Raw genomic sequence first — 24,884 nt, forward strand, 5'->3', positions numbered from 1 at the left:
TTGTCACTGTAGCAGACAATCTATCTTGCTCAATCGTCGCGCCTCGCCTGCGCGATCTTCATGACCTACGGGGGAACCATGGTCAGCGTCATCGAGTATGCGGATCCAGTCGAGCACTGCCCCGGCTACCTTGTGTACGACGCCACCGACTGCCGCCTCGCGGCGGGCGGGTGCCGTATGCAGGCCGGGCTCACCGCCGAAACCCTCCAGACCCTCGCGGGACGCATGACGCTCAAGCAGCGCGTGCTCGGGGTCAACGTCGACGGTGCCAAGTGCGGCATCGCCTACGACCCGCACGGACCGCACCGCGCGGAGGTACTGCGGCGGTTCGTCGCCTTCCTGGCCGAGGAGCTGAGCACACGCTTCAGCATGGGCTGCGACATGGGCACCCGGTTCGAGGAGCTCGACCGGACGGCCGCCGCGCTCGGCATCGGCTCCGCCAAGATCGCCGTCCGGCGCGCCCAGCGGATCAGCGACCACGAGTTCCGCGCCCGGATGGAGCTGCTCAACACCCGGGTCGGCCTGCTGACGCTCGGCCAGCGCCGGGCGGGCCAGGCCCTCGCCCACTCCGCGCTCGCCGCCACCGCCCACACCGGCCGCCGCGACAGCCAGGTCAGCGTGGCCCTCCAGGGCTTCGGCAACCTGGGACGGGCCGCCGCGCTCGCCCTGCTCGAAGCCGGCGTACGCATCACGGTCGTGGCCGACGAGTACGGCTGCGCGGTCGACCCGCGCGGCCTCGACATTGCGCGCATGCTCCCCCTGGACCAGCGCCGCCCCGTGCAGAGCCTGCTGGCCGAGCCGATGCGGCTGCCCCGCGAGGCGCTGTTCGAACTACCCGCCGATGTGCTGGTTCTGGCAGGCGGCGAGAACGCGATCACCGCCTCGCAGGCCGCGGTGCTGCCGGTGCCGATCGTCGCGGTGGGCGCCAACTGCGGGCTGAGCACCACCGCCGAGCAGCTGCTGCTCGACCGGGGCGTCGTGGTCGTCCCCGACTTCATCGGCGGGATCGGCGGCTCGGCCTCGATGGAGGCGCTCTTCGGCCCCCGCACCACACCCACGGCGCCCGAGGTGCTCGACACCATCGGGGCGATGATGCGCGAGCTCGTCGGCGACATCCTCTGCGGAGCGCGCGACCGGCGGCTGAGCCCCCGTCAGGTGGCCGACGGCATCGCGGCGTCGGCGATCGTGTCGCCCGGCGAGAAGCCGTATGGCGCAAGTCCCTACCGCCCGGCCCGCCCCTCGCCCCGGGGCGGCCGGGGGCGTTCCGTCCGTACTCCGCTGAAGTCCGAGAGGCGACCGTCATGACCACCGCACCCTCGCCGCAGACCCCGCTCACCAGCCAGGCTCCGGCGACCACCGAGTGCGCCCACTTACGCAGTCACATCACCGACTCGCGGTTCTACGGGCACCGGTACAGCACCCGAGCCAGCCACCGCATCTTCTGTGACCGATGTCGGTACCAACGATGGCTCGACGTCGAAGCGGCGCTCGCCCTGAGCCAGGGTGAGCTGGGGATCATCCCGGCTACGGCCGCCCGGTTGATCGCGGAGGCCGCCGATGTGGACCGGCTCGACCTGCCTGCCATCCAGGCCGAGATCCGCCGCACCAGCCACTCGCTCGTCGGCTTCCTGCGCGTCTTCCAGGCCTCCTGCGAGGGCGGCGCCGGCGAGTACGTGCACTACGGCGCCACCACCCAGGACATCCAGGACACCGCGCAGGTCCTGGAGATGCGGGACGTCCTGGACGAGATGGAGACACTTCTGCGGGCGCTCGCCGGGCAGCTGGCCGATCTGGCCGAGGCCAACGGCGCCACCGTGGCCCTGGGCCGCACCCACGCCCAGCCCGCCCTGCCGATGGGCTTCGGGATCAAGATCGCCAGCTGGCTGGACGAGATCGTCCGGCACCTGGAGCGCATCGAGCAGCTGCGGCCCCGGGTTCTCGCGGCCCAGCTCTTCGGCGGGGTCGGCACCATGGCCGGGTTCGGCGAGCAGGCGCTGCCGCTCCTGGACGCGTTCGCCGGCCGCCTCGGGCTCGCGGCGCCGGCGGTGGGCTGGCACGTGTCACGGGACCGGATCGTGGAGTTCGTGTCCTGTCTGGCCATGGTCGCGGGCACGATGGGGCGGATCGGGGACGAGGTGCGCATCCTGTCCCGCCCCGAGTTCGGCGAGCTGGAGATCGGCTGGCGGCACGGCCAGGTCGGCAGCAGCACCATGCCGCACAAGCGCAACCCGGAGGCGTGCGAGCAGGCCGTCGTGATGGCCCGGCTGACGGCCGCGCAGATGGCCAACGCGCTGGCCTGCATGGGCGGCGATCACGAGCGCGACTCGCGGTCCCTGCGCATCGAATGGGCCTGTGTGCCCGACGCCTCGCACTACGCGCTCTCGGCGTGCGAGATCGTCACCCACCTCATCGGCGGCCTCGCGGTGCGGCCGGAGCGGCTGCGTACCAACGTCTCGGCGGTCGCCGAGCAGATCGCCACCGAGAAGCTGATGCTGGCGCTCGGCAAGCACATCGGGAAGCAGACCGCGCACGAGTACGTGTACGAACTGGTCCAGGCGGCGCGGGAGAACGGCTCCTCCATGCGCGAGGTGACCGGCCGCGACGGGCTCGCGGGCGCGCCGCTGGACGCCGACGCGCTCGACGAGATCTTCGACCCGGCGACCTACCTCGGCCAGTCCGTCGCTCTGACCGGCCGTGCGGTGGCCGGGGCCCGGGCGGTCCTGGCGCGCCCCGCGCGCACCGAAGGCGGCGAGGTGCGGTGAGCGCCGCGACCGCGACCGCCGAGCCCGACGCCGGGGAGATATCCCGGGCCCGCGAGATCGTCTTCCCGCGTCCGCTCTACTCCAGCCTGGTGGCCCACGCGGTGCGCAAGTTCACCGGCCACTACCTGGCGGGCGAGACCGAGGAGCGCAAGGCGTTCGGGATGCTCGCGGGCCGGCCGGTGCCGGGCGGCATCCAGGTCGGCTCCGTCTTCCCGCTCATCGTCAACATGCGCCACGACAGCGGCCACCGCGCCCGGATGGACGAGGTCGTCGAGGAGCACGCCATCCCGTCCGAGACGCCGATGGACCAGCGCGGCTGGATCGCGGACCCGCGCGAGCTGATGGCCATCGACGACGCCTGCGACGACGCCGGCTGGGTGCTGTTCGGCAACTACCACACGCACCGCGTGCCCTGGCCGCATGATCCGGTCCGGGACACCTGCACCCGTCTGGACCGGGTGCTGGCCGCCGAGTCGGGCCAGTGGACGTTCATCCTGTCCGTCGTCGATCTGCACCGCCCGGTGCTGCGGGCGTTCTTCGAGGGCGACAACGACCGCGAGGCGACCGTCCGCATCGTCCCGCCGCTGCCCGGTATGCGCCCGGCCGGGGCCTGAACCACCCCGCACCGACCATCCCGTTTCTCACTTCTCACCCATCAAGAGGTCGTCATGGATCGCACCCAGGCTTACAACGACGTCATCCGCTTCCACGGTCACGAATGCCCCGGCGCCGCCTTCGGCGTGCGCGTCGCGGAGGCCGCGCTCACCGCCCTGGACCTGAAGGACCCGGGCACCCCCCTGGTCCTGGTCTCCGAGACCGACGCGTGCGCGGTCGACGCGCTCCAGGTGCTCACCGGCTGTACGTACGGCAAGCGCAACCTGATCCACCAGGACGCGGGCCGCAATGTGTTCACGCTCTGGGAGCGCGACGGCTCCACCGGGGTGCGGATACGCGCGAAGGCCGACAGCATCGTCTTCCGCACCGAGGAGATCTGGGCGCTGGCCGGCCGGATCGAGGACGGCACCGCGACCCTGGAGGACGAGGCGGCCTTCGCGCGGCTGCAGGGCGAGCGGATCTCCGGGCTGCTCAGCGTGGCGGACGAGGAGATCCTGGCGGTCGAGAAGGTCGAGGGCCCGGCGCCGGGCGTCAAGCACCTGGCCCGTACCGACCTCTGTGTGGACTGCGGTGAGCCCACCAGCGTCGAGACGCTCCACGACCACCGCGGCCGCATGGTCTGCCCGGCCTGCCATCTGGCCGCGCACGGCGGTGTGCTGCCCGAGGGCCACGGCGACCACGGGCACCACCCGCAGAGCCACAAGCACCACCACGAGCACAAGCACGAGCACAAGCACTGACCGATGCCGACGGAGCGCGTACGTACGGAAGGGGCCCTGCGGCCGTGACAGTGTTCGTGATCGGCGCGGCCGGCGGGCTCGGGCAGCTGGTGGTCCGCGCGCTGCGGGAGCGTGACGTGGAGGTGGCCGTCCTGGCCCGGGACCCCGAGCGGGTCCCGGCCGGGCCGGGCGTGCGGGTGGTGGCCGGGGACCTGTCGGACCCGGCCTCGGTCAGGGCGGCCGCCGAGGGCTGCACGAGCCTGTTCCTCTCGGCCGCCTGTGACGTCGAGTGCCAGGGCGCCGCGGTGGACGTCGCCGCGGACGTCGGCGCGCGGCTGGTGAAGATGTCGCCGTGGCAGGCGGCGGTACGGGAGGACAGCCCGGCGGCCGGTGCGCGCCACCACTGGATCACCGAGCGGTACCTGGCCAAGCGGGACCTGCCGTACACGATCCTCTCCCCCAACTACCCGATGCAGGAGCTGATCCGGCACTACGCGCCCGAGGTCCGGCGGCGCGGGGTGCTGGTCGACCCGGCGGGCGGGCGGGGCGTGAGCGTGGTGGACGAGCAGGACGTGGCCGAGGTGGCCGCGCGGGTGCTCACCGGGCCGGGGCACGAGGGCCGCACCTACGCCCTCACCGGCCCGGCCGCGCCCACCTTCGCGGAGCTCGCGGAGCTGCTGGGTCGGATGACGTCCGTACCGGTCTCGGCGAAGGAGCTCGCCGGACCGGAGCTCGCGGCGTGGCTGGCCCGGGAGCACCGGCCGTGGGAGGCCGAACTCGACGCGCTCTTCGGCCAGTTCCGCGCGGGCGCGGGCGAGCCGGTGACCGACGACGTGCGCCGGGTCACCGGGCAGGAGCCGCGCCCGGTCGCGGACTTCCTCAAGGCACACCTGCACCACTTCCTGCCGGAATCGGGAGGCTGAGCCGATGCCCGCGACCCCGCGCACCGCCGAACGGACCGTCGTCGCCGACGACTTCCTCGCGGCGAGCTTCGCGGCCCGCGCCACGGTGGCGGCCGGGCGGCTGCTCCTCGATCTGCGCCTGCAGCACGAGGACGGGCTCGCGCCCGGCGGCGCCAAGATGGCACAGCTGGGCCGCACCTGGTCCGGGTTGCTGCTGCGCAACCGGATCCGCGCCCGCTATCCGCGCGACGGGGTGCTCACCGGCCCGGCCGACCGGCCGCCGGAGGCTCTGCGCAGACGCCGGGTGTGGCTGGTCGAGCCGCTGGACTCCGCCGAGGAGTACCACGCCGACGGGGATCCGCACTGGTCGGTGCGGCTCGCCCTGTGGGAGCGCGAGCGGGGCGTGGTGGCCGCGGCCGTCGCGGTCCCGGCGCTGTGCGAAGTGGTGTGCACGGCGGACCGGGACGCGGGGTGGCGGCACCCTTCGCCGATACCCCGACAGCGTCCGCGCGTGGTGGTGGACACCCGCGACCCGGCCCCGTTCGCCCGGACGGTCGTGCGCCAGACCGGGGCCGAGCTGGTGGCGATGGGCTCGCCCGGCGCCAAGACCCTGGCGGTGATCCAGGGCGACGCCGACGCCTACATCCACACCGCGGGCGCCTGGGACTGGGGCGACGAGGCGCTGTTCCGGGTGGCGGAGGCGGCGGGGCTGCAGGTGGCCAGGCTGACCGGTCCGGTCGAGCCCGGCCGTTCGCCGCTCGCCGTGATCTGCCGCCCGAGGCTCACCAGGACGCTTCTGACCGCCTTCGCCCGGCACGGCATCCGGCCGGCCGCCGCGCTCGCCGGAGCCAGGGCCCGGCCGGCGGCACCGTCGCCGGGGTGAGGCCGGGGGGTCGGGCCCGGCCCCCCGGCCGAACAGGGCGCCGCGGCCGCGCGGCCGGCTCCCCACTGGCGCGCGGACAGTCTTGACGCCCCTTCCCGCGCTCAACATACTGCCAACAATCAGTAGCTCTGACAATCAGTCAACTGTTCTACGCCCGCCGCGTGTTGAGACGCGGTCGCCGATCGACACCCAGAACGGACAGGACAGAACCGAGATGGCCGACGACTTCAGTTCCGTGTTCGAGCCCCCACTTGACCAGCTGCCCGACATCGACGACCTCGTCCGCGCGACCATGGAGTGGCACTTCTCGCCGCTGACCGGCAGCCCGTACTGGGTCGAGCGCGCCAAGGGCTTCTCCTTCGACCCGCGCACCGACGTCCAGTGCCTCGCGGACCTCCGTCTGTTCGCGGACGTGCCGGTCGACTGGAGCCGGATACCCGCCGACCAGCTCGTGCCGCGCGGCAGTGCGCCCGGGACGCGGTACGGGATCTACGAGTCGGGCGGCGCCACCGGTGCGCCCAAGCGGATCGTGGACGCGACCTCGCGGCGCCGCAACGTCCAGTGGCAGAGCATGATGCTCGACGAGCAGGGGTTCCCCTCCGGCGAGGGCAACTGGCTCCACATCGGGCCGACCGGCCCGCACGTCATGGCCAGGAACATCACCACGCTCTCCGAACTGCGCGGCATGCTCTGCTACTTCGTCGACCTGGACCCGCGCTGGGTGCGGCGCTGCGTCAGCGAGGGGCGCCAGAGCGAGTTCCGCAGGTACGTCGACCACATCCTCGACCAGGTCAAGGACGTCCTGCGCACCCAGGACATCCGGGGCATTTCCACCACCCCGCGCATCCTGGAGTCCATCGGCGCCCGCGAGGACGTGTTCGCCCTGCTGCGCGAGAGCGTGCGCGGCATCATCTGGGGCGGCACCAGCATGGACGGCGAGACCCTGCGTCTGATCGACGAGGAGCTGTTCCCGCAGGCCCGACTGGCCGGTGCGTACGGCAACACGATGATGGGCGTGGCGCCCCAGCGCACTCCCCGGCCCGGCGACGCCGCGCCGTGCGTCTTCCGCCCGTTCTACCCGTACACGGTGGTCGAACTCGTCGACCCCGCGCAGCCCGACCGGATCGTCGCCGACGACGAGGAGGGCCGGGTCGTCATCACCGTGCTCACCCGGGACTACTTCACCCCGCCGACCCTGGAGCGGGACGTGGCCACCCGCCGCGCCTCGGTCGACGGCTTCCCCGGCATCGAGCTCTCCGGCGTCCGCCCCTACGAGTCGGCGGACACCTCCGTGGTCGAAGGGGTGTATTAGATGGCCGAGGCCAAGGATCTCCACGAGATCCCGCTGATCCGGGCGGGCCTTCCCAGGCACTCGGCCGAGCGCGCCGAACTCACCGGTGTCGACGGCACGTTGCTGGCGCTCGTCCACCTCGCCCCGCCGCTGCTCGCGCGGCTCACCGTCGCGGACGCGCGGGCCGGGGCCGAGCGGACGCCGGAGCCCGAACGCATCGCGGCGGCGGGCGAGCTCTTCGAGACGGCCACGCTCAACGGGCTCTCCCCGCAGGCCTACTGCGAGCTCCAGTCCCGGGTCGCCGGTGTGCCCGTCGCGGTGGCCCGGCACTCGCTGCGGGACGTCGCCGAGACGTTCGCGGGCGTGGGGGCGCGGTTCCTGGCGGAGCGCCCGGCCGGTGCCTCGGCCGCGCCCGTCCCCGGCGAGATCTCCACGGTGTGGACGCGGCGCGGCGACGTGCTCGCCGTGATCGCGCCCAGCAACAACCCCGGTACGCACACCCAGTGGCTCACCGCGCTGGCCTGCGGGTACCGGCTGGTGGTGCGGCCGGGGACGCGGGATCCCTTCACCCCGGCCCGGATGATCGCGGCACTCCTGGACGCGGGGGTCGCCCCGCACTACCTGTCGCTGCTGCCCGGCAGCCACGCCACCGGGGACGCGCTGGTCGAGGCCGCCGATCTGAGCCTGGTCTTCGGCGGGGACGCGGCGGCCCGGCGCTACGGGGAGGACCGCCGGGTCATCCTGCGCGGCCCGGGCCGCTCCAAGCTGCTGCACACCGGCGAGATCACCGAGCAGACCGTCGACGTGATCTGCCGGTCGGTGGGGTACGACGCGGGGATGCGCTGCACCAACGCGACCGCCGTGTTCACCGACGCCGACCCGGCGGAACTGGCGGCGGCCGTGGCTGAGCGCCTGGCCCGGCTGACCCCGGCGCCGCCCCAGTCGCCCGACGCGCAGGTGCCGGTGCTCCCACTGGCGGAGGCGCGGGCGCTGCGGGAGCACCTGACGGCACGGCTGGAGGGTGCGGTGGACGTGGCCGCGCCGCTCTACCCCGAGGGGCCGGTGGCGGACCTCGGCGACGGCTCGGCCGCGCTGCGCCCCGCCGTACTGCTCTGCGACCGCCCGGACCATCCCGGCGCCCGGATCGAGCTGTCGTTCCCGTGCGTGTGGATCCTGCCGTGGCGGCGCGAGCAGGGCTTCGGCCCGTTGCGGGACACGCTCGCGCTCACCATCCTCGGCGGCGACGAGCCGCTGGCGCGCGAGGCGCTGCGGGAGCGGTCGATCCGCAAGGTCCTGCTGGGCCCCATCCCCACGTACCAGGCGGGCCGGACCAGTCCGCACGACGGCTATCTGAGCCACGACCTGATGGAGGCCCGGGCCTTCGGAACCTCGGCCTGAGCCGGCGCCGTCCGCGCGCCCGCCCTACCTCGCTGCAACGACCCCTGGAGTGTGTGGAGATGACTCGAACCGTCCTGGTGACCGGTGGCGGCACCGGCATCGGCAAGGCGATAGCGGCGGCGTTCCTCGCCGACGGCGACCACGTCGTCATCAGCGGCCGTCGCGAGGACGTGCTGCTGCGGGCCGCCGAGGAGCTCGACGGCCAGGTGACGGCGCTGCCCTGCGACGTCACCGACCCGGAGCAGCTGGAGGGCTTCCGCGAGCGGCTGCCGGACGTACTGCACGTGCTCGTCAACAACGCGGGCGGCAACAGGGAGTTCGACGCCCCGCCGCCGGGCGATCTGCGGACCCTGGCCGACCGCTGGCGGGCCAACCTGGAGGCCAATCTGCTCGGCGCCGTGCTGACCACGGCCGCCGTCGACAAGCAGCTCGTCTCCGGCAGCGCGGTGGTGAACATCAGCTCCTTCGCGGCCGACCGGGGCGCGGGCTCGTACGGCGCCGCCAAGGCGGCCATGAACAGCTGGAACATCTTCATCGCCCGTCAGCTCGGGCCGCGCGGGGTGACCTGCAACGTGGTCGCGCCGGGTTACGTCGACAAGACGGAGTTCTTCCGCGACCGCCGCTCGGAGCAGTTCCACGAGGCCCGGGTGGCGGAGACCATGCTGGGCCGGGCCGGACAGCCGCAGGACATGGCGGAGGTCGTACGGTTCCTGGCGTCGCCCGCCGCCCGGCACATCACCGGGCAGGTCGTCCGCGTCGACGGCGGCGTGATACCGACCCGCTGAACGGCGAACCGGTGCGGGGCTCAGCCCCGTACCGGCCCTCTACGATGGGCGACATGAGCGCGAGCAAGCACCTGTCGGATGCGCACGCCCCGCACCCGCGCACCACTGGCGAGGACGAGCGCCTGGACGTCGCGGTCGCCGTGCTGACGCTGCTCGCGGACCGCACCCGGCTCGCCCTGCTCAAGGCGCTGGGAGCGGGCGACGCCGATGTCACCACCCTCACCGAGGTCTGCGGCGCGGCCCGCCCCTCGGTCAGCCAGCACCTGGCGAAGCTGCGCCTGGCCGGTCTGGTGGCGACCCGCAAGGACGGCCGCCGGGTGGTCTACTCACTGCGCCACGGCCATCTGCGGCGCCTGGTCGACGAGGCCCTGAACGTGGCCGACCACCAGCTCGGCGCCCTCCCGCCGCACGACTGACGGCGCCACCGCCCGTCCTCGGCCGCCTTGATCCGCCGAACATGTGCATAGGTACGCACGCATTGGTTACGATGGCAGTCCGAGCACCTTCTCGCGCCCCCGGGACGGTTCCCATGCTGTCGGTACTGCGCAACCGCACCTATCGCCATCTGTTCACCGCACAGGTCGTCGCGCTCCTCGGCACCGGCCTCGCCACGGTCGCGCTCAGCCTGCTCGCGTACGACATGGCGGGCGGGCACGCCTCGGCCGTCCTGGGCACCGCGCTGGCGATCAAGATGGTGGCGTACGTGGGAGTGGCGCCGCTGGTGGGAGCCTGCGCCGACCGGATCCCGCGCCGCACCCTGCTCGTCGGGACGGACCTGACCCGCGCGGGCGTGGCCCTCACCCTCCCCTTCGTCTCGCAGGTCTGGCAGGTGTACGCGCTGATCTTCCTGCTCCAGGCCGCCTCGGCCGCGTTCACCCCGGTCTTCCAGGCGACCGTGCCCGAAGTCCTGCCCGCCGAACGCGACTACACCCACGCCCTGTCCATGTCCCGGCTCGCCTACGACCTGGAGAGCCTGCTGAGCCCCGCGCTCGCCGCGCTGCTGCTGACACTGGTCTCCTACCACTGGCTCTTCGCGGGCACGACCCTGGGCTTCCTGGGCTCCGCCGCACTCGTGGTGTCGGCCGTACTGCCCCGGGCGACTCCGGCGGTACGCACCGGGAGCGCCTACGCCAAAGCCGCCTCCGGGACCCGGCTGTTCTGGGCGGACCCCCGGCTGCGGGCACTGCTCGCCCTGGATCTCGCGGTCGCGGCGGCGGGCGCGATGGTGTTCGTCAACACGGTCGTCGTGGTGCGGGGCCACTTCCACGAGCCGGCCGGCGCGGTCTCGCTCGCCCTCGGCGCGTACGGGATCGGCTCCATGGCAGCCGCGCTGTGGCTGCCCCGCCTGCTCGCCCGGGCGAGCGACCGCGCGGTGATGCTGCCTGCGGCCTACGCGCTGCCCTGTGTCATGGTCGCGGTGGCGGCCACCACCCTTGCCCCGGCGGGGCGGTGGAGCTGGGCGGCGACGCTGCTGACCTGGGCGGCGATCGGCGCCGCGAGCTCGGCGGTGCTGACCCCGGGCGGCCGCCTGATCCGCCGCTGCACGGCCACGGCCGACCTCCCGGCCGCGTTCGCCGCCCAGTTCTCCCTCTCCCACGGCTGCTGGCTGCTGACGTACCCGCTGGCGGGGTGGCTGGCGGCGGGCGTGGGGGTGCCGGTGACGGCGGGGGTCCTCGGGGTGATCGCACTGGGGGCGGCGGGGGCGGCGACGGCGGTGTGGCCGGGGGGAGCCGCGTCGGAGCGGATCGCCGCCAAGGCGGCGCCCGCGGTCACCGGCGCGGCCGCGAAGGTGCGTTGACGGCGTAGGGGCGGTCGCGCGGGCGGTCCGCGAAGGTCAGCCGCGCGCATGCGGGAAGCGCCGGGAAAACCGGGAAACCCGAGGAACCCGAGGAACCCGAGGAACCCGAGGAACCCGAGGAACCCGGGAAAAGGGGACCGCCCCGGCCGGGCGTGGTGCCGGCCGGGGCGGTACGGGTGCCGCTGTCGGATCGGGCCTGGTGATCAGGGCCGGCGATCCGGCGAGGCGATCAGGCCAGGGTCGCGAGGGCCTGGTTGAAGGTCGCCGACGGGCGCATGACCGCCGCCGCCTTCGCCGGGTCGGGCTGGTAGTAGCCACCGATGTCGGCCGGGTTGCCCTGGACCGCGATGAGCTCGCCGACGATGGTCTGCTCCTGCTCGGCCAGCGTCTTGGCCAGCGGCGCGAACGCCTCCGCGAGCTGGGCGTCGTCGGTCTGCTTGGCCAGCTCCTGGGCCCAGTACAGGGCGAGGTAGAAGTGGCTGCCGCGGTTGTCGATGCCGCCGAGCTTGCGGCTCGGGGACTTGTCCTCGTTGAGGAAGGCACCGGTGGCGCGGTCGAGCGTGTCGGCCAGGACCTGGGCGCGCGCGTTGCCCTTGGTCGTGGCGAGGTGCTCGAAGCTGACCGCGAGGGCCAGGAACTCGCCCAGGCTGTCCCAGCGCAGGTAGTTCTCCTTGACCAGCTGCTGGACGTGCTTGGGGGCGGAGCCGCCGGCGCCCGTCTCGAAGAGGCCGCCGCCGTTCATCAGCGGGACGACCGAGAGCATCTTGGCGCTGGTGCCCAGCTCCAGGATCGGGAACAGGTCGGTGAGGTAGTCGCGCAGCACGTTGCCGGTGACGGAGATCGTGTTCTCGCCGCGGCGGATGCGCTCCAGGGAGAACGCGGTCGCCTCGACCGGGGACATGATCTTGATCTCCAGGCCCTCGGTGTCGTGCTCCGCGAGGTACGTCTTGACCTTCTCGATCAGGACGGCGTCGTGGGCGCGCTCGGCGTCCAGCCAGAAGACGGCCGGGTCGCCGGTGGCGCGGGCGCGGGTGACGGCGAGCTTGACCCAGTCCTGGATGGGCAGGTCCTTGGTCTGGCACATCCGGAAGATGTCACCGGCGGCGACCGGCTGCTCCAGGACGACGTTGCCGTCGGCGTCGACGACGCGGACGGTGCCCGCGGCGGCGATCTCGAAGGTCTTGTCGTGGCTGCCGTACTCCTCGGCCTTCTGCGCCATCAGGCCGACGTTCGGGACCGAGCCCATCGTCGCCGGGTCGAAGGCGCCGTTGGCGCGGCAGTCGTCGATGACGACCTGGTACACGCCGGAGTAGCTGCTGTCCGGCAGGACCGCGAGGGTGTCGGCCTCCTGGCCGTCCGGGCCCCACATGTGGCCGGAGGTGCGGATCATCGCGGGCATGGAGGCGTCGACGATGACGTCGCTGGGGACGTGCAGGTTGGTGATGCCCTTGTCGGAGTCGACCATCGCCAGGGCCGGACCCTCGGCGAGCTCGGCCTCGAAGGACGCCTTGATCTCGGCGCCGAGGTGCGGCACGGACTCCAGGCCCTTGAGGATGGTGCCGAGGCCGTCGTTCGGGGACAGACCGGCGGCGACCAGCGCCTGGCCGTACTTCGCGAAGGTCTGCGGGAAGAACGCGCGCACCACGTGACCGAAGACGATCGGGTCGGAGACCTTCATCATCGTGGCCTTGAGGTGCACCGAGAACAGCACGCCCTCGGCCTTGGCGCGGGCGATCTGCTCGGCGAGGAACGCGCGCAGCGCCTCGACGCGCATCACGGAGGCGTCGACGACCTCGCCCTCCAGGACCGGTACCGACTCGCGCAGCACGGTGGTGGTGCCGTCCTCGGCCGCCAGCTCGATACGGAGCGAGCCGGCGCCCGAGACGACGGCGGACTTCTCCGTGGAGCGGAAGTCGTCGGCGCCCATGGTCGCCACGTTCGTCTTGGACTCGGGGGTCCAGGCGCCCATGCGGTGCGGGTGGGCCTTGGCGTAGTTCTTCACCGAGCCGGGGGCGCGGCGGTCGGAGTTGCCCTCGCGCAGCACCGGGTTCACGGCGCTGCCCTTGACCTTGTCGTAGCGGGCGCGGATGTCGCGCTCCTCGTCGGTCTGCGGGTCGTCCGGGTAGGCCGGCAGCGCGTAGCCCTGCGCCTGCAGCTCGGCGACGGCGGCCTTGAGCTGCGGGATCGAGGCCGAGATGTTCGGCAGCTTGATGATGTTGGCGTCGGGCGTCTTCGCCAGCTCGCCGAGCTCGGCGAGGGCGTCGTCGATGCGCTGCCCCTCCTCGAGGAACTCGGGGAAGTGGGCGATGATCCGCCCGGCCAGCGAGATGTCCCGCGTCTCCACAGTGACCCCGGCCGTCGAGGCATACGCCTGGACCACAGGCAGGAACGAGTACGTCGCCAGCGCGGGCGCCTCGTCAGTGTGGGTGTAGATGATGGTCGAGTCAGTCACCGGGTGCTCCACTCCACGTATGCAACATTGCTCGACATCAAGATATCTCGTGGCGGTGCCCATCAGGACAGGGCCCTGCCGAGCGGGGTGACCCCTTGACCCCCGGACAGCTGCCTCATGGCCAGAATCGGGACAGATACCACCATGTGAGGGCAGGGAGCGTGCGTATATGCGCGTGTCGTGCACCTGCGGGCAGTGGCGCTGATCCCCAACTGGTCCCCAACCATTCGTCACCCCGAGGCGTCGACCGGGCGCCCGGTCGGGGCTGCCGCCACGGATGGCGCGCACCGCGCATGCCTGCCCGACCTGTGAGCCTGTCCCTCAAAGCGAGCTGGACCCAACCCGCATGTGACGCCTCTCACTCGCGCTGCCGACCTGAGATCGTGAGGTCTGCCCCATGCGGACGACTGACCTCCTTGAGACCGGACCCGGCCGCGCCCTGCGCGTCGATCGCGTCCGCACCGCATGGCGTGGGGCCCGGCCGTCCCTGGCCGGGCCCCACGTCCACCTATGTCACCAGCGGTGATCCTCACACCGAGGTGTGCCCGCCTACCAGCGGTACCAGCGACCCCTGCGGCCGGCGCCGTCCGCGGACCGGGCGACGAAGCCAAGGAGCCATACGGCCAGCACGATCACCGCGATCCACCACAGCGCCTTCAGCGCGAAACCCGCACCGAAGAGGATCAGAGCCAGTAGAAGAACCAGAAGCAGGGGAACCATTGTCATCAACCTCCTGGCCAACGGATGCCCTCACTTCACCCCTACAAGCACCTGAAATATGAGTTTCTGCCGCGCCGTGCGGGCACATACGTGTGCCCGCACGATGCCCCCGCTGCGGCATCTCAAGCACCATGAGCTGACGGGACCCATCGACGCCCACTGCGGCTACGGCGCTTCCGGCCCGCTCACCATCCGTTGTCCTTCCGGCGGAACGATCAGTGCCCGCTGCCGGCGCAACACGGCCACATCGTCGTCCCACGGCTCAGCAGGGGCTGAGCCACCACACCCAGCCCCAGGGGGCGTGGCGGTCCTCGCTGTATCCGCCGGGTGAGGTCCAGCCAAGGTTGCCGTTGCTGTCGTAGAACCTGGCGTACAAGGTTGAGCGCTGGTTGTTGATCCAGGATCCGGTCCCGTTCCAGTAGATGCGGTTCAGATGGTTGCAGGTGAAGAGGATCATCTCGTCACCCGTGAAATCCGGGCCGCTGTAGGCGCACACGTAGGTGTACGCACAGTTGGCCGCCGCACCGCGGGGGGCGTTCGGCAGGGCGAGGTCTCGGGCCCGCTGTTCACCGGGCAGGGTGAGCAACAGGACGCCGTTGTCCAGGGCGATCTTGTTGGCGCCAATCTGGCTGCCGTGCGTCTTCGCGAGGTAGCCGTCGACTCGATCTTGGAGGCTCTTCATCTGTGGACCGCTGAGCCCGGCACTTCTGGCCTGGGCCGAGAAGTCCGCGTGCCCGCCGTTCGCGGCTCCTACTGCCGCGCCGGCCGCGCTGGGGACGGCCACGAGCGCGAGGACGGCCATGAACAGCGCCGTCAGAACCCTACGTATACGCATGTGTGCTCCTTCCGGAATCAGTGGTCGCCCGGATTGCGTGGACGACCGGGAGTTCGTCGTTGCTCGGCAACGGTGGATCGGAAGTGCGAGTCCGCCTCCGGTGGGTCCGGCCGTTACGGGGGACCGAGAACATTGCTCAGGTGTCCTCTGGTAGACCCGCCCCGTTGTGGATCCCCCGCCCGGTCCGCATGGGCGTTGGCCGGGTCGCGATCAGCGGCACGGCCAGGGGCCCACGCTCGGGCCGTCAACGACTGTGCGAGGGCGGCGACTTGTCCGAAACGGCGCTCTGTGCAGGACATTCAAGTCGGACAAAGATGTGGCTGGCGCAGGCGGTCTACCAGGGGCGGATACGTGGGCGAGCAACCGAATCACGCGAAGGGCAAAGCCCGACTGGGGCGGCCTGAGGGGTCTCTCGACCCGGGGGCCGGGCCGGTGGAGCGGCTCGCCTGGGAGCTGCGCCAGTTGCGTGAGCGCGCGGGGGCGCCGAGCTATCGCGCCCTGGCGAAGTCCGCGCACTACTCCGCCAGCACGCTGGCCGAGGCGGCGAAAGGCGACCGGCTGCCCTCGCTCGCGGTGGTGCTGAGCTACGTGCGGGCCTGTGGGGGTGACCAGCGGGAGTGGGAGGCACGTTGGCAGATCGCCTCCCGGGGCGTGGCACGGCTGCCGGACGCGGGCGAGGGTGCCGGGGAGGAGGACCGTCCTCCCTACCTCGGCCTCGCCGCGTTCGCCACCGAGGACGCCGATGCGTTCTTCGGCCGGTCGGAGCTGGTGAAGGACCTGCTCCAGCGCGTGGAACACCACCGGCTGGTGTGCGTGGTCGGGGCGTCGGGCAGCGGCAAGTCCTCCGTACTGGCCGCGGGGCTCCTCCCCCGGTTGCCCGAGTCCTGGCACACCGCCGTGTTCAGTCCGGGCGCCCAACCCTCACAGGCGCTGGCGGAGGCGGCTGCCCGCCTGGTGGCGAGCAGCACGGCGGCGGGCAGCACGGCGGCGGGCAGCGCCGCCCCGAAGCCGCGGCGCGAACTGCCGGCCGGTCCCGAGGCGTTGGGGATCACCATCGGCACGTGGCTGGTGGCACAGCCCGCCGACCGGTGTGTCCCCAGAGGGGTCCTCGCCACCTCGCACGGGCAACTGCTGGACGTCAGGTCAAGGCGAGTGACACGCAAGGCGCTCACGGTCGGCGAGACGACGGCTCTCGCCTTCAGCGCGGGGGGAGAATATCTGGCGGCGGGCGACGAATCGGGCCAGGTCACGATCTGGGACGGCGACGGGCGCCGGCGGCTCGGCCAACTCATACCCTCCAGCCCCGGTGGAACCGACCACACGACCCGGGGCATCATCGGCCTGGCCTTCTCCCCCGGCGGCCGGAACCTGGCCGTCACCACCAAGGACGGCATGCTGCGGCTGTGGGACGTCGGCTCCGGCCAGCAAATGGGATCCGCGCTGCCGACGCCCGGGGGAACAGACCTCGCCGTGGCGTTCACCCCGGACGCCAACACACTCCAAGTATCCGGCGAACACGTCCCCTTGAGGACCTATCGCGTCACGCCGGAACACGTCGCGGACACCGTATGCAAAGGAATCAAGGACCAGGCTCTGCCCCTGCTGTCGAAGAGCGACTGGGCGGCCTACGGCGGGGGCGCGCCCTATCGCACACCCTGCTGAAAGCCCACCGCCGCCCCAGATCTTCTGAGGTCCGGGGCGGGTGTTCGGGCGTTCAGGTAGTGGGGAATTCCGTGCGGAACGCGTGCAGGGCGGCGAGGTAGTCGGGGCGGGCGCTGTCGGTGTCGGGAAGGGAGGCGAGGCCCTCGGCTGCCAGTTGTTCGGCCGCCCGGAGGACCGCTTCCGTCAGTTCTCCGGCGCTGGCGGTGCCGATGGGGCCGGCCGCCGAGGCAAGGGAAAGGTGCCGCTTCTCCTTGCGGAAGGTCAGGGCGAAAGACGTGTCGGCGCCGATGAACTCCAGAGTCCTGTCCCGACCCCGCAGCCACGCGACGAGACCGTCGAGCAGCAGGGGGACGGAGAGGTAGATCATCATCCCCTGGTCCGGGGTGTGTCCGGCGGAACGGGCCTCCCCGAGCTCACCGGACCAGACCATGTCGCCCAGGTCGAAGCCGCTGGCCTCGCCCTGACCCGGCCGCACTGAGAACTGCATGGTGATCACGGGGTATAGCTCTTTCCTACCGGGAAGAAGGTGATGATGCGGTTGCCGTCCTCCGAGTCGACGATGAGCCGGTAACGGGCCCGGTGCCCATTCACGATCATGCGCTTCTCGAACGTCTGCATCCTGCGGGACGGGTCCGACACGCGGGTGCCCTTGTCGATCATGTTCTGGGCGGCCTCTTCCACCTGCGCGCGGGTGGTCGAGGGCGGCATGAGGTCGCCGTGCCCCTGGGCGCTGGTACCGGAGACGTGACGCTCGTCGATGTGCTGCCACCCCTCCTTCGGATTGCCGTCTTCCAGCCTGGGGCTGGTCCGGCACAGGGCGAGACCGAACGGGTCGATCCACGTGAGCGGGTTCGGCCCGTACCAGTACTCGTTCGGTCCGGCGCCCAGGCCGAGCGGGTCGGGGCTGAGGTAGTGGGCCGTCTCCGGGTCGTAGTAGCGGAAGTGGTTGTAGTGGAGGCCGGTTTCGGCATCGGCGTACTGGCCGGGGAACCGCAGGGGGCAGGCGACGGCTGTGCCGTCCAGATCGGTGGGGAAGGGGGTGCCCCACAGGGCGGGGCGGTGGTGCCAGGACAGCTCGCCCTTTGCGGCGACCAGTTCCGTGGGGGTTCCGACCGGGTCGGTGATGACCGCGTGGAAGGCGGTGGTGCGGTCGGCCGTCGGGTCGGCGGCCAGTTCCGACAGGAGGGAGCCACCCGCCTTCCGAGCCAGGGGGCGGTGGTCGGTCTGAGCCACGGGGCGGTGGGTGCCGGGCGCGTAGTCCCAGGTGGTGACCCTTCCGTCTGGAGCCGTCTGTTCGGCCAGGCGGGTGTCTTCCCAGCTGAAGGTGATGGTGGAGCGTGTGCCGTCGTCCGCCACCGTGTACTTGGCGGTTCGGCGCCCCAGCGGATCGTAGGTGTAGTGCCAGGTCTCGCCGTCCGGGGTACCGGCCGTCACCAGGCGGTCCTCGGCGTTCCAGGCGTAGGTCCACACCCGCGTCTGCCCGTTGAGGAGTCTGCGGCTCTTGCGGATCAGGCGGCCCTGGGCGTCGTGTTCGTACGTGGTGCGGCCGGCCCGGCGGAGGCGGGTACCGCCGAAGTCACGCTCTCCCGGGGCCTGGTGGGAGGGAGCGGCCGCGTGGGTGAGGTTGCCCGTCGCGTCGTAGGAATACGTCTCGGTCCAGCCGTGGGCATGGACGCCGGTGGGTCGTCCCATCGAGTCGAGGTCGAACTTCCGCGTCCCGGAGGTGAGTTCGCGGATCTCGGTGACATAGCCGTCCGGACGGTACGCGTAGCTGCGGTGCTGGAGGAGGTGCTCGGCCTCGCGGTGGGTCGATGCGGTCCGCACGGGTGCGGTCAGCGTCTGCGTGGCCAGGCGGCCGGCGACGTCCCACGTCTGGGAGAGGGCCGGCCTGTCGTCGATGCGGCGAACGGTCTCCCGGCCACCCGCGTCGTGCTCGAAAGCCAGTCGGCCCGAGTCGGAGTGCAGCGCGGCAGGGCGGCCTGCCGCGTCGTAGGACCAGTGCGAGACCAGTCCGGACGGGGTGGTGCGGCGCGTGCGGCGCCCCAGGGCGTCGTAGGCGTACGTCGTTGTGCGACCGTCAACCGACTCCGTCACGACGCGGCCCAGCGGGTCGTGCTCGACGACCACTGCCGACGAGGGCCTCGCGATGGACGCGAACTGCCCGTCCGCGGCGTAGGTGTACGTCGTCGACTCGCCTGTGCTGTCGCGCTGTTCGGTGATCCGGCCGAGCGCGTCGCGGGTGTAGCGGAGGGTCTCGCCCGCGCCGTTGGTGCGCGCGGTCAGCTCACCAGCCGCGTTGTGGGTGTAGGCGAGGGTGCGGCCGTTGAAGTCGGTCTCGGAGGTGAGGCGGCCCGCTGCGTCGTAGGTGTACGTCCACGTCAGGGCGTGGGGGTTGGTGACCTGGGTCAGGCGGAGTTCGGTGTCGTAGGTGAAGGCGTAGGTGGCGCCGTCCGGGTCGGTGCGGGTGGCGGGCACGTCGAAGTGGCCGGCGCTGTGGCGGACGGTGTGGCCGGCCTGGTCGGTGTGGGTGAGCGGGTTGCCCTCGTCATCCCAGGTCCACGACTCGGTGGTGCCGTCCGGGTGCTCGCGCCCGGCGGGTTTGCCTTCGACGGTCCAAGTGGTGCGCGTGGTGTGGCCGAGGGGGTCGGTGACCTCGGTGATGCGGCCGAAGGCATCACGGCTCACGGTTGTGGTGTGCCCGAGCTCGTCGGTGAGTGCGACGGGGATGCCCGCCGCGTTCGGGGTGACCCGGCGCACTCCGCCGAGAGCGTCGGTGATCGAGGTCAGGTGACCCAGTTCGTTGTACGCATGGCTGGTGCGGGCACCGAGCGGGTCGGTGGTGGTGAGGAGGTTGCCGAGTTCGTCGTACGTGTGGTGCCAGGTGGCCCCGCCCGGTTCGACCACCTCGACGGGCTGGCCGAGCCGGTTGTAGGCGGCGCGGGCCACCGAGCCGTCGGGCAGGGTGAGTTCGGTGAGGTTGCCGTGCTCGTCGTAGGTGTAGCGCGTGGTGCGGCCGAGGGGGTCGGTGACGGTGAGGGGCTTGTCGCCGTACTCGTCCCACTGCGTGCGGGTGATGTGGCCCAGCTGATCGGTCTCCTCGACGACCATGCCCTCGCCGTTGTAACGGTGGCTGGAGGTGTGCCCCAGTGAGTCCGTGTACGTGGTGGTGCGGGCCGCGTCGTCGTAGGTGAGCGTGCCGGAGAGGATGCCGTCGACGCCGTCGGTGCGTACGACCCGGCCGCGCTCGTCGTACACGTAGGAGAACCAGGTACCGTTGCGGTCGGTCCAGCGGGTCATGCGGCCCTGGTCGTCGTAGGCGAACGTCAGGGCCTTGCCGCTGGAGTTGATGACCTCGCTGAGGTTGCCGGCGTCGTCGTACCCGTAACGCATCACGACCGTGCCCGCGTCCGCAGGGACCTGGCCGCTGTAGCGGTCGGGGGCCTGCTCCAGCAGGCGCAGGGCGGTGACGCGCGGGCCGTGGGAGTCGACGGCGAGGTAGTAGCCACCGGAGTGGCGGATGCCCTCGGGGACGCCGCCCGCGTTGCGCTCGACCTCGATGCGGGCGCCGCCCCGGTCCTGCCAGGCGTCGATGGGCAGGTGGAAGACGTTGGGGGTGGCGGAGGTCAGCGGGGTGCTGAAGTGGCGGGCCACTCCGGTGGCCGGGTCGGTGATGGTCATCACGCCGTCCGGCTTTCCGTCCCACTCCAGCGGCCAGCGCGGGCCCTTGAGGGGCAGCACCGGCTCGCCCGGCGTCGGCACCGGATAGACCAGCCGCATGCCGTCCGCGCCCGCGAAGACGACGCCCTCGCCGTCGATCTGGACGCACTCGTCCAGAGGCGAGATCCAGGTCGGACCGAAGCACACCCCACCCCGGTAGGAGGACAGATGGGTGCGCTGGAAGACGAACGGCAGCGAGGCGGGCAGCGACAGGTCGGTCTGCGACATCAGCATCGCGCCGGTCGCCACGTCGATCGGCTCGCCCACGCACGGGGTGCGCTCGCCGTTGCGGGCGGCGGGGCCGAGTTCGACCAGGTCCGGGCGGAGCGAGGGCGGGCGCAGCATGAACGGCGTCGGGTTGGTGAACGCCCCCTCGACTCCCGCCTTCACCACCCCGCTTCCGGCCCCCAGCGCCCCGCCGAAGATCATGCCGTCCTTGGCGGCCTGGTTGATCTCATCCAGGCTGAAGCCGCTCTGCAGACCGGTCGCGATCTTCAACGGCTGCGCCACGGCCAGGTCGACGGTGACCGACTCGACGCCGCCGAAGGCGGCCGCCACCAGCGTCCCGGCCGCGATCTCCGCGACCGTGGTGGAGACGGCGACACCCAGCGTGGCACCCATCTCGATGATCACGTCGGCAGCCGCCACCGCCGCCCCCGAAGCCAGGCCCGCGGTCAGGAAGGCCAGCGCGACCCCGCCGGCGATCACCGCCGCGTCGATGCCGATCTGCGTCCACAGCTTGGTGATCGCGTCGTCCACCGCGTCCGCGAACTTCTCCAGCCCCTCCGCCATCTTCCGCGACGACTTGGCCAGATCGCTGAGCCACCCCGCCTCCTTGCCCTTCGCGTACCGCTCCCAGAACGTGGTGAAGGTCTCGATCGCCTCACCCTTGTTGTTGTGGATGAGCGAGGACGCCGTGTTGTTCACCGGCGTACGCACATCATCGACCGCGTCCGCGAACGTACGCCACGCCTGCGCCGCGTGCCGCAGGGTGCCCGAGTTGGCATCCGGCCACCACATACCCAGCTTGAGCAGGACCTTCTTCGCCTCGTCCTCGATGCTCACTTGGCACCGTCCTGATGCTCACCCTGCGGCCGCGCCTTGGCGAACATCCCGGCGATCAACTCGTCGTTGTCCACATGCCCGTCCGACATGTCGACCATCGCCTCATGAATGCTCGTCAGCCCGAGCACCAGGATCCCCGCCCCACGCTCGATCGCCTTCTGCTGCGGCTCGTACGCATCCCCGAACGCCTTGCCCTGCTCGTCATCGCCCCACGGCTTGCCGAAACCGTCCAGCGCCTTCACCAGATTCGTGAGCGCCGTGCTCAGGTTCTTCGCCTGCTCGTGGAAGACCGGTGCCGACAGCTTCAGATCAGCCGTCTTGATGTCCAGAACCTTGCCGTCGTCGCCCACCCGGAACCTTCCCCCGTCGATCCGCACCCGCCTCTGACATCGCGCATGCCCTTCCTTGACCGTAGAAGTCCAAGGTCAAGGGAGCGCAAAGCACACGTCGTGGATAGGTAACGAAGGATCAGGCCAGAACCGTTCCGACCTGACCTTCAGCCGTTTCGGTGAAGCAGAGGTCGCGGGCATTGACGTCGACGACCAAGTGATCGCGGCGTCGGGCCTGTCCGCCTTCCGTAGCGTCTCGTCGAGATGGGCTGCGCCGTGATCAATCTTGGGGAGCCGGCCCGGTGATTCGACGGGCTGGTGGTTCAGTAAGTGCAGGTCAGCCCGTTACTCGTACCGGTACTTCAGCGAATCAACCTCCGCCTGCTCGATGTCAGCGATCGTCAGCTCCGGCATCCGCAGCTGGGCCAGCGTCACCTCGGCCGAGGTCGGCTGGGCGTCCGCCGACAGCCACTGCTCCGGCTTCCAGGCCCCGCTGCGCAGGAGCGACTTGGGGCAGTGCGGGTAGACCTCCTCGATCCCCAGCACCAGCGCACTGGCCGGCGGCCTGCCCACGGCGGTCAGCTGCGACAGCAGCTCCGGGCGGGTGGAGACGCAGGCCCGGCCGTTCACCCTGAGCGTCGTGGTGCGCCCCGGGATGACGAACAGCAGCCCGGCCCGTCCGGTGGCGATGACGTTCTGAAGGGTGTCCAGACGCTTGTTGCCGGTCGCGTCCGGTATGGCCACCGTCCGTGCGTCCAGGACGGAGACGAACCCGGCGGGGCCGCCGCGCGGGGAAACGTCACAGTTGCCCTCGGCGTCCGCGCTGGCGACCAGGACCAGGGAAGAGCAGCCGATCAACCGCCGGGTCTGCTCGGTGAGTTCGGTCATCTGCTTGCGTATGGCCGTGTCCTTGGGCAGCTCGTAGACCCGGCGCAACGCGTCCTGATCGGGCACGGCGTCGAGGCGGAGCGAGTCGAAGGCACTGCTGGCAGGGAATGTCGTCATGCCACGGACCCTAATGGGCCGACCTGCGACTGATCTCGGTCGGTGAGTGCGGGGACATGGAGACGGTCGCGCTGCTGATCCACCACCAGCCGAACCCGCGGGCCAACTCGCCCCGAGATCCATCGCGGGCCAGCCCGTCAGGCCATGTTTGAAATGTTGATCAGAGCCGTGGAACGATCTTGATGTGGCTCCGAGGATGGGGGCCGCCTCGGGACCGCCGACAGGTCTTCGACGCCATCTGACTGCCGGACCGCCGTGGCGGGACGTCCCAGAACGTCACGGGCCGTGGGAGACGGCGTACTCGGTCTTCCGTCGCCGGCAGATCGACGGCGTGATCGACGGCGTGACCGCACCTCATACACGATCACACCACGGGCCGTCCGGCATCAGGGCGCCGAGCACGGCCAGCAACTGCGGCGGCTCAACCGGGTCCGGCAGCGAGTCCAGGTCCGACCAAGCGATCCAGGCATGCGTGTCCAGGTTGGACTGCTCGTCGGGGAGCAGGCCGGTCCGCACCAGGGACGGTTGCTCGTCGGCAAACTGAGCGACGAAGAAGTGCTCCGCCCCGGTGTATCGCTTGCCGTTCCACTGCACATCACGGTCGACGAGCACCGACCGGTCAAGGACGGCAGCCGGGCCGAGTCCGGTTTCCTCGGCCAGTTCACGTCGTGCCGCCACTAGCGGCGTCTCGCCAGGCTCGATGCCGCCACCTGGCGGCTCCCAGAGCCAGGTCCCGTCGAAGGGATCCCGCCAGCGCAGAAGAAGCAGGCGGTGGGCAGCGTCCAAGCAGATGACCCGGGCGGCGGGCCGATGCGTTGTTTCCACCGTCCTGACGCTATGCGGTGCTCGAAATGGCGATCAAGACCGGCTTGATCGCCATCTCAGACACGGCCCAGGGGCAGGGTGTCTCATAGGCTGTCCTGCGCATCTTGGCCTGACGGTCACACTCCGATGAAGCTCACCGTTTCCGTCAAATCCGCTCGCGCAGTACGCAGCCGGGGCACGTCTTCCTTCTCGAATCCCACCGAGACACCGCAGAACAGTACGAGCCCGTCATCGGCTCCCACTATCTGGCTGACGGTCTTGCGATACATCGTCCACATCACCTGGGGACAGCTGTGCAACCCTTCCGCCCTCAGCAACAGCATGACCGTCTGCAAGTACATCCCCGCGTCCCCCCACTGCCCGGGACCCATCGTCCGGTCGAGGTAGCAGAACAGCACGACCGGCGCCCCGAACGCCCCCGAGTTCAAAGCGGCGATCTTCATGGGCCTGTCGGGGTCGTCGCGCTCGATTCCCAGCACTTCGTACCGCTGGGCGGCCGCAGCGGAAAAGCGGTCCAGATACGGCGAAGACAGCTCGGCCGGATACATCGGATACTCCCGCTCATCGCCCGGGTCTCCCGCAAGCGCCCTGGCCGTCGCACGCTCCTTCAGTTCGGCCAAGGGATCGCCGGCCACGACATAGACATGCCACGGCTGGAGATTTCCACTCGACGGAGCCCGCGTGGCAGCGGTCAGCACTCGTTCGAGAACCTCTTTGGATACCGGCTCATCGCTGAACGCCCGCACGGCCCGCCGACTGTCCACAGCTTCATACACGTTCACGTTGGTTCTCGTCCTCTCACTCAACGACAACCACCTCTCTACCCTCTTGAGCACGCGCCGGAGGATTTGAGCCTCGCGCGGGTCGGGCTGCTGGCCGGCGGCCCGGGCGGTGGACCGTCGTTGCTCGAACCCGTCCTTGAGATGTCCCCCAGGTCCGGTAGAGAGCTGCGCGCGAGATGCCGACCTCGCGGGCCAGGGTCTCGACGTCGCAGGCCCCGCCGGAATGCGCGGTGACGGGCCAGGCCGGTGCCGGCGTCGCTGCTGGCCCGACGGCAGCCGACGGTCAGCTCCATCAGCTCGCCGGCCCGCATTCCGGTCAGCGCCGACGGCGCGACGATG

General features: G+C 71.2%; 21 protein-coding genes. 12 read left to right on the forward strand and 9 right to left on the reverse strand.

Annotation, left to right across the window (positions count from 1 at the left end):
- The first annotated feature begins 60 nt into the window (after window positions 1–60).
- From AB0G17_RS28510 to AB0G17_RS28560, 11 genes are all read left to right on the forward strand, one after another.
- On the forward strand, window positions 61–1,305 hold the full coding sequence (locus AB0G17_RS28510; RefSeq protein ID WP_361388868.1) for a Glu/Leu/Phe/Val dehydrogenase dimerization domain-containing protein: 1,245 nt from the start codon (window positions 61–63) through the stop codon (window positions 1,303–1,305).
- Window positions 1,302–2,762 (forward strand): adenylosuccinate lyase family protein, encoded by a 1,461-nt coding sequence (locus AB0G17_RS28515; RefSeq protein WP_361388871.1) that lies wholly within the window; start codon window positions 1,302–1,304, stop codon window positions 2,760–2,762. The genes AB0G17_RS28510 and AB0G17_RS28515 overlap by 4 nt, the downstream gene beginning before the upstream one ends.
- Window positions 2,759–3,376 carry a hypothetical protein gene (locus AB0G17_RS28520; protein WP_361388874.1) on the forward strand — a complete coding sequence of 206 codons (618 nt, stop codon included), beginning with the start codon at window positions 2,759–2,761 and terminating at the stop codon, window positions 3,374–3,376. Before AB0G17_RS28515 ends, AB0G17_RS28520 begins: the two co-directional genes overlap by 4 nt.
- Window positions 3,377–3,430: 54 nt before the next feature.
- On the forward strand, window positions 3,431–4,117 hold the full coding sequence (locus AB0G17_RS28525; protein ID WP_361388877.1) for an FmdE family protein: 687 nt from the start codon (window positions 3,431–3,433) through the stop codon (window positions 4,115–4,117).
- Between the two features lie 44 nt (window positions 4,118–4,161).
- Entirely contained in the window at window positions 4,162–5,019 is an 858-nt protein-coding gene (locus AB0G17_RS28530; protein WP_361388880.1) for an NAD(P)H-binding protein, read from the forward strand.
- Window positions 5,020–5,023: 4 nt separating this feature from the next.
- On the forward strand, window positions 5,024–5,881 hold the full coding sequence (locus AB0G17_RS28535; RefSeq protein ID WP_361388883.1) for an inositol monophosphatase family protein: 858 nt from the start codon (window positions 5,024–5,026) through the stop codon (window positions 5,879–5,881).
- A gap of 214 nt (window positions 5,882–6,095) precedes the next feature.
- Complete coding sequence (locus tag AB0G17_RS28540) at window positions 6,096–7,193, forward strand: phenazine biosynthesis protein (RefSeq protein WP_361388886.1); 1,098 nt, start codon at window positions 6,096–6,098, stop codon at window positions 7,191–7,193.
- Window positions 7,194–8,570 (forward strand): aldehyde dehydrogenase family protein, encoded by a 1,377-nt coding sequence (locus AB0G17_RS28545; protein ID WP_361388889.1) that lies wholly within the window; start codon window positions 7,194–7,196, stop codon window positions 8,568–8,570.
- A gap of 59 nt (window positions 8,571–8,629) precedes the next feature.
- Window positions 8,630–9,355 carry an SDR family oxidoreductase gene (locus AB0G17_RS28550; RefSeq protein WP_361388892.1) on the forward strand — a complete coding sequence of 242 codons (726 nt, stop codon included), beginning with the start codon at window positions 8,630–8,632 and terminating at the stop codon, window positions 9,353–9,355.
- 53 nt (window positions 9,356–9,408) lie between these two features.
- Window positions 9,409–9,771: a metalloregulator ArsR/SmtB family transcription factor gene (locus tag AB0G17_RS28555; protein WP_361388895.1), complete on the forward strand. Its 363-nt coding sequence runs from the start codon at window positions 9,409–9,411 to the stop codon at window positions 9,769–9,771.
- A 113-nt stretch (window positions 9,772–9,884) separates the two neighbouring features.
- Entirely contained in the window at window positions 9,885–11,153 is a 1,269-nt protein-coding gene (locus tag AB0G17_RS28560) for an MFS transporter (RefSeq protein ID WP_361388898.1), read from the forward strand.
- A 229-nt stretch (window positions 11,154–11,382) separates the two neighbouring features.
- Here the strand turns inward: AB0G17_RS28560 and AB0G17_RS28565 are convergent, their stop codons facing one another.
- The 3 genes from AB0G17_RS28565 to AB0G17_RS28575 all read right to left on the reverse strand — a co-directional run bounded on the left by AB0G17_RS28565 (window position 11,383) and on the right by AB0G17_RS28575 (window position 15,160).
- A complete protein-coding gene (locus AB0G17_RS28565) occupies window positions 11,383–13,605 on the reverse strand; it encodes an NADP-dependent isocitrate dehydrogenase (protein WP_361388901.1) in 2,223 nt (740 codons plus the stop codon).
- Window positions 13,606–14,154: 549 nt separating this feature from the next.
- Window positions 14,155–14,325 carry a hydrophobic protein gene (locus AB0G17_RS28570; RefSeq protein WP_361388956.1) on the reverse strand — a complete coding sequence of 57 codons (171 nt, stop codon included), beginning with the start codon at window positions 14,323–14,325 and terminating at the stop codon, window positions 14,155–14,157.
- 262 nt (window positions 14,326–14,587) lie between these two features.
- Window positions 14,588–15,160, reverse strand: a complete 573-nt coding sequence (locus AB0G17_RS28575; protein ID WP_361388904.1) for a peptidase inhibitor family I36 protein — start codon at window positions 15,158–15,160, stop codon at window positions 14,588–14,590.
- Between the two features lie 432 nt (window positions 15,161–15,592).
- Here AB0G17_RS28575 and AB0G17_RS28580 point away from each other — a divergent pair, with 432 nt between their 5' ends.
- A complete protein-coding gene (locus tag AB0G17_RS28580) occupies window positions 15,593–16,822 on the forward strand; it encodes a helix-turn-helix domain-containing protein (protein ID WP_361388907.1) in 1,230 nt (409 codons plus the stop codon).
- A gap of 52 nt (window positions 16,823–16,874) precedes the next feature.
- Here the strand turns inward: AB0G17_RS28580 and AB0G17_RS28585 are convergent, their stop codons facing one another.
- The 6 genes from AB0G17_RS28585 to AB0G17_RS28610 form a co-directional block, all read right to left on the reverse strand.
- On the reverse strand, window positions 16,875–17,318 hold the full coding sequence (locus AB0G17_RS28585; RefSeq protein WP_361388910.1) for a hypothetical protein: 444 nt from the start codon (window positions 17,316–17,318) through the stop codon (window positions 16,875–16,877).
- The gene (locus AB0G17_RS28590) at window positions 17,315–21,604 is read right to left on the reverse strand and encodes an RHS repeat-associated core domain-containing protein (protein WP_361388913.1); all 4,290 of its coding nucleotides are present in this window, start codon (window positions 21,602–21,604) and stop codon (window positions 17,315–17,317) included. The genes AB0G17_RS28585 and AB0G17_RS28590 overlap by 4 nt, the downstream gene beginning before the upstream one ends.
- Window positions 21,601–21,954 carry a hypothetical protein gene (locus tag AB0G17_RS28595; protein ID WP_361388916.1) on the reverse strand — a complete coding sequence of 118 codons (354 nt, stop codon included), beginning with the start codon at window positions 21,952–21,954 and terminating at the stop codon, window positions 21,601–21,603. The genes AB0G17_RS28590 and AB0G17_RS28595 overlap by 4 nt, the downstream gene beginning before the upstream one ends.
- Window positions 21,955–22,278: 324 nt before the next feature.
- Window positions 22,279–22,938 carry an MSMEG_1061 family FMN-dependent PPOX-type flavoprotein gene (locus AB0G17_RS28600; protein WP_361388919.1) on the reverse strand — a complete coding sequence of 220 codons (660 nt, stop codon included), beginning with the start codon at window positions 22,936–22,938 and terminating at the stop codon, window positions 22,279–22,281.
- A 354-nt stretch (window positions 22,939–23,292) separates the two neighbouring features.
- Window positions 23,293–23,763: an NUDIX domain-containing protein gene (locus AB0G17_RS28605; RefSeq protein WP_361388922.1), complete on the reverse strand. Its 471-nt coding sequence runs from the start codon at window positions 23,761–23,763 to the stop codon at window positions 23,293–23,295.
- A gap of 116 nt (window positions 23,764–23,879) precedes the next feature.
- Window positions 23,880–24,545 (reverse strand): nitroreductase, encoded by a 666-nt coding sequence (locus AB0G17_RS28610; protein WP_361388925.1) that lies wholly within the window; start codon window positions 24,543–24,545, stop codon window positions 23,880–23,882.
- Between the last annotated feature and the right edge of the window lie 339 nt (window positions 24,546–24,884).

Origin of the sequence: Streptomyces sp. NPDC023838, from assembly GCF_040639555.1 — a bacterium.
Taxonomy (GTDB): Bacteria; Actinomycetota; Actinomycetes; order Streptomycetales; family Streptomycetaceae; genus Streptomyces.